1 pseudogene is annotated in these 656 nt (G+C 57.3%); it reads left to right on the plus strand.

Annotation, left to right across the window (positions count from 1 at the left end):
* Nucleotides 1–656, plus strand: a pseudogene (locus L1069_RS23905) (IS5 family transposase); the annotation flags it as partial.

The following is a 656-nucleotide window of genomic DNA, read 5'->3' on the forward strand; positions in this document are numbered from 1 at the left end:
CACCGCCTTGTTCTGGATGGGATTTTCTGGATATCCAGAACCGGGTCCCCGTGGCGGGACCTACCTGAGGAGTTCGGCAAATGGTCCAGCGTTTACCGCCAGTTCAGGCGCTGGACCCTGGCAGGGCTTTGGGAGGATATCCTGGATGCCCTGAACCAGAGCAGAGCCGTCCCCGACGCCCTGCAAATGGTTGATAGCACCGTGATCCGCGCGCACCACCAAGCCGCTGGCGCAAAAGGGGGACTCCGGAACAGGGTTTTGGCCGCTCAAGAGGTGGGTTTTCGACCAAGATCCACCTCCGCGTCAACGCGCACGGGTTGCCAATGAGAACCGAGATCACGCCGGGGCAAACGTCAGATTACCTTGGCTTTGATCTTGTCATGGCTGACAACCTGCCCGAGCCGAAAGTGCTGCTGGCAGATCGTGGATATGACGCTGATCGCATTCGGGAAAACATGAACGAGCGCATTATCCAGCCGCAAATCCCGATGCGAAAGACCCGCAAGATGCGTGTTGGAGTGGATCATACGCTTTACCGGCTGCGCAATATGGTCGAACGGTGCTTCAACAAGCTCAAGAACGCGCGCCGTGTCGCAACCCGTTATGACAAAACTGCTGAGAGTTTTCTGGGTTTCATCGACATCACGTCAATCCGC

Origin of the sequence: Leisingera sp. MMG026, assembly GCF_021654205.1 — a bacterium.
Lineage (GTDB): Bacteria > Pseudomonadota > Alphaproteobacteria > Rhodobacterales > Rhodobacteraceae > Leisingera.